The organism is Rhodococcus sp. EPR-147, assembly GCF_001647185.1.
Classification (GTDB): Bacteria; Actinomycetota; Actinomycetes; order Mycobacteriales; family Mycobacteriaceae; genus Rhodococcoides.
Genome location: NZ_LVCU01000114.1, coordinates 1 through 3,821, shown reverse-complemented (window position 1 = coordinate 3,821; position 3,821 = coordinate 1). Strand labels below are relative to the sequence as shown.

Below are 3,821 nucleotides of genomic sequence, written 5' to 3'. Positions count from 1 at the left end.
CCGAGATCCGCCTCGATCTTCTCCGTCTTCACCTCCACCACGTCATCGGTAATCGTCTCGTAGGTGTAGCGGTAAATCCGGTTCTGCTCCTGCGTGCGCGTCTGCCACGTCGACGCCGGCGGCTGCGGTGCCGGCGCAGTCGGGGTCACGACGAGCTTGAGCGGGTTCGCGGTCGAGAACGTGAAGTAATTCCACGTCCAACTCCCGATATACACATGCCCCTTCTCTTTCGACTTGTACGGCGCAGTGACCGGTTCGCCGGTGGTGTTCGCACGCAACCAGATCGTCAGGTGCACCTCGCTCACGCCGGCAGGCACGACAGCCGGGGAAACGACAGGGAGCGTGTGAACGGTCTGCTGCGTCGATGAACCGATAGAGATCGGCTGAAAAGTATTGGCGTACTGAAGTAATGGCGTTGCCACCTGATCCACAGTGCCGTACTCGTCCTCGGTACGGCTGATGCCATACAGGGTGCACACGACCGACAGTGCCGTTCCGGTGTCGTTCGAATCGACAGGTCTGGTCGACCCGGATCGTCGGATGGCGAACTGGCCGGCGAAGTTCACCAGGTCACCAGGACGGACAGGTGTCGGCATTTTGGTTTGCACGACCACGGGACCGAGCGTCATCTGATAATCGGTTGCAACCGTGGAGTTTACGGAGCTGACGGAGATGTCCTTGACCATCCGGCTCGAACCGGAGCCGTCGTACTCGACATCGAGGCTCACCGACGTGGATACCTCTGCCGTCGAGATCGGTTCATCCTTGCGACTACTGGCGAACAATCCGTTACCCACAATGGGATTGGTAACCGGTTTGATCTCCGAATCTTCCCGACGCGCCAGCAACGTGTACAGCGGTACACCGCCGGGAACGTAACTCCCTGGGGTAATGCCGTCCTCGGTCCACACTTGCTCGCGTGCTGTCTCGACCTGCACGGCCACCATCGTGGCGTCGGTGAACTTAGACACTGATGGTCTCCGATCCACCGACAGCGGAGGCGTACGCGCCGAGCACGTCGCGGACCTCGCGGCCGATCACTACGGGGTCGGCCATGAGGCCGGCTTCAACAGTGACGTGCACGACCTGCTGCACGCCGACGCCGCCACTGAGTCCGATGTTCGGCACCAGCTCTTCATCGAATCTCTTCGTCACTGCCTGCGCCAGAGACGATGCCTCGGTGATCAGCTCGCGCCGTTGACTGCCGAGACCGTCGATGAAGCCACGGACCATCGCCTGGCCGTGTGGGATGAGCATGATGCGGTCGGCCGCAATTCCTTTGCGGCCCTTGTATACACCCTTGTTCGCGGCGGCGACTGCGCCGAGCTGAGCGGCGGCGGCAGCCACCGCGCCGGCCTGTGATGCGAGGCCGGCCGCGAAGCTGGCGCCCGCAGCTGCACCCTGACCGGACAGGTTCACCGACACACTCGAGGCGGCGGCTGCCATCGACGCGGCAGCGCCGGCGACGGCACCAGCGGAACCGGCGAGACCGGATGCGAACGACTGGCCGGCACGCGCACCGGCACCGGACAGGTTCACGTTCGCGCCCGACGTGTCGACCTGCACACTGACCGGCACCGGGGCCGGGGCAGGGATGCTGATAGTCGGCAGTGTCACGTTGAACGTGATCGGCACCGGTGGTGGCGGGGTCAGTTCGAGCGTCGGCTGTGTCACGTCGAACGTGATCGGCACCGGGGCCGGCGGCGGCACCGTGACCGCTTCGCCCTCGACCACCTCGACGGTGACGGGGACCGGGGGCGGCGGGGTGACCTCGGGGGCAGGGATCGGGGCGGACGGAGTGACCTCGGGGGCCGGCACGACCGGGGCCTCGATCGTCGGGGGTGCGATGTTCTCCAGCGCCCCGCCGATGACCGATGTGTCCGGTGGAGTCACCACGGGTGCCGGCAGTACTGCGGGAGGCATCGCGGCGAACGGATCGTTGACCGCCCCAGCGTCGGGCGGTGTCACCACCGGTGCCGGCAGAACCGCCGGGGGCAGCATCGCGAACGGATCGTTGATCGCTGATGTGTCCGGTGGAGTGATCTCGGGGGCCGGGATTACCGGGGGGTCGCCAGGGGGGAACAGGGTGTCGAACAGTCCGGTGGTGCTGAAATTGGTGAGCCCGTCGAGTAGCGAACTCTTCATCCAGTCAGCGGCTTTCGCGCCCCATTCCACGGGTCCACCGCCAGCGTCCTCGTTGGACTGCCGGAACGCCTCGTCCATCCGCTGGTACTCCGAGACCACTTTGTCGGCGGCGGACGTGAGATCGGTGGCGAACTGGGTGATGCCTTCGATGTTCGTGGCGAGATTCTGGGTATCAATGTTCGCCATGAAGTCACCGAACGCGTTGCCGGCGTCGGCCAATCCTGCTGTGACACCGGACCAGTCGGTGTTACTGAGGTTCTCGAACAGCTTGCCGATGCCGTCTGTGAAGCCGGAGAGGTTGCCGGCATCGAGCCAGCCCATCAGATCTCCGAATGCCTCACCGGCACCGACAAGTGCGTCTCCTGCGCCGTCGATGATGCCGGGTATAGCACCGAAGACTCGTTGTGCGCCTTCGACTATCGCAGGATCTCCGAGCTTGCCGGCGAAGTCACCGAACGCCCGCACGTACTCGGGGATGTTTCCGATCAGATTCTTGATGTGTGGCTCTGCGGCGGTGAACATCTTCTCCAGCGCAGGACCGACCTCGTTCGCGATGGCCGGCATCTTGCCGGACAGCTCACCGACGAGTCGGGCTGCGCCGGCGGTCACCACATCGAGGCTCGGTCGAATCGACTCGAACGCGGTACCGAGTGAGCTGGCGAGGTCGATGAGAGGCTGCTCGACGGGCTGTGCGATCTCCTTCATCGTGGAGACCACATCGTCCTTCATGGTGGTGAAGCTGGACTTGACCTCCTCCGATGCGGCAGCGGCGGCGATCGGGAGCGCAGCGGCACCGAGGCCGAAGGCGACGGACATGCCGCCGGCGGCAGCGGTCACCGCGCCGAGGGCGGCGGCTGTGCCGAGGATGCCGAGGCCGGCCGCACCGGACGCGAGCGGTGCGACGGCAAGGGCAAGTGCGCCGAGTAGTGGCAGCGACGTTCCGGCCGACGCGCCCATGCGTGCGATGCCCGAGGCTGCGTTGCCACCGGTGCTCGCACCGAGCCTGATCGAGTCGTTGTTCAATGCGAGCATGGCGACGCGGAACGCAGCGAGTTCGGCTGCTGCACCGGCGGTATCGACATCGAGATTGATCGTCACCGAGCGGGGTACGGCCGCGAGGAATGCCGCAAGTTCTGCTGCTGCGGCAGCGGTGTCGAGATCGAGGTTGATCCGCGCATTAGCGTTGCCGAGCGTCGACGCGGCGAGGGCGGCGCGGAACCCGGCGAGATCGGAGTCGATGTCGACGTTGATCGAGCGGTCACGTAGGCCGGCGAGTTCGGTACGCAGAATGTTCAGCTCGGTCCGGTCGACATCGACGGTGACCTTGACGCGGGTGTTGCGGAGCGCGTCCATCTTCGCTCGGAGCGCTGCCAGCTTCGCGTCGTTGACGTTCACGTCCACGGTCACGTCACCGTCACGCAGGGCAGCGAGCTTCGCCTTGAGGACGTTGAGCGCGCCGTCGTCCACGTCGACTGTGACGGTGGCCTTCGAGTCACGCAACGATGCGATCGCAGCCTTCGTGCGCTCGATCGCCTGGAGCAGATCACGCTCGTGACCGTTGATGTAGATGTCGACGGAGTTACTCACCGCTCAAGTCCTCTCGTAGCTCTGCAGGGAGCGGCAGAGGCTCTATCCCGTTGTCTGCGAGCTGTCCTCGCAGTCGAGCGATGTAGTAG

The 3,821-nt window shown here is 64.9% G+C and carries 2 protein-coding genes; both read right to left on the bottom strand.

Annotated features, from left to right (window positions below):
• Positions 1–938, bottom strand: a 938-nt coding sequence (locus tag A2J02_RS05445) for a hypothetical protein (protein WP_156516105.1), incomplete at its 3' end; no start/stop codon positions are given.
• Positions 939–963: 25 nt separating this feature from the next.
• Entirely contained in the window at positions 964–3,732 is a 2,769-nt protein-coding gene (locus A2J02_RS05440) for a hypothetical protein (protein ID WP_068047777.1), read from the bottom strand.
• Between the last annotated feature and the right edge of the window lie 89 nt (positions 3,733–3,821).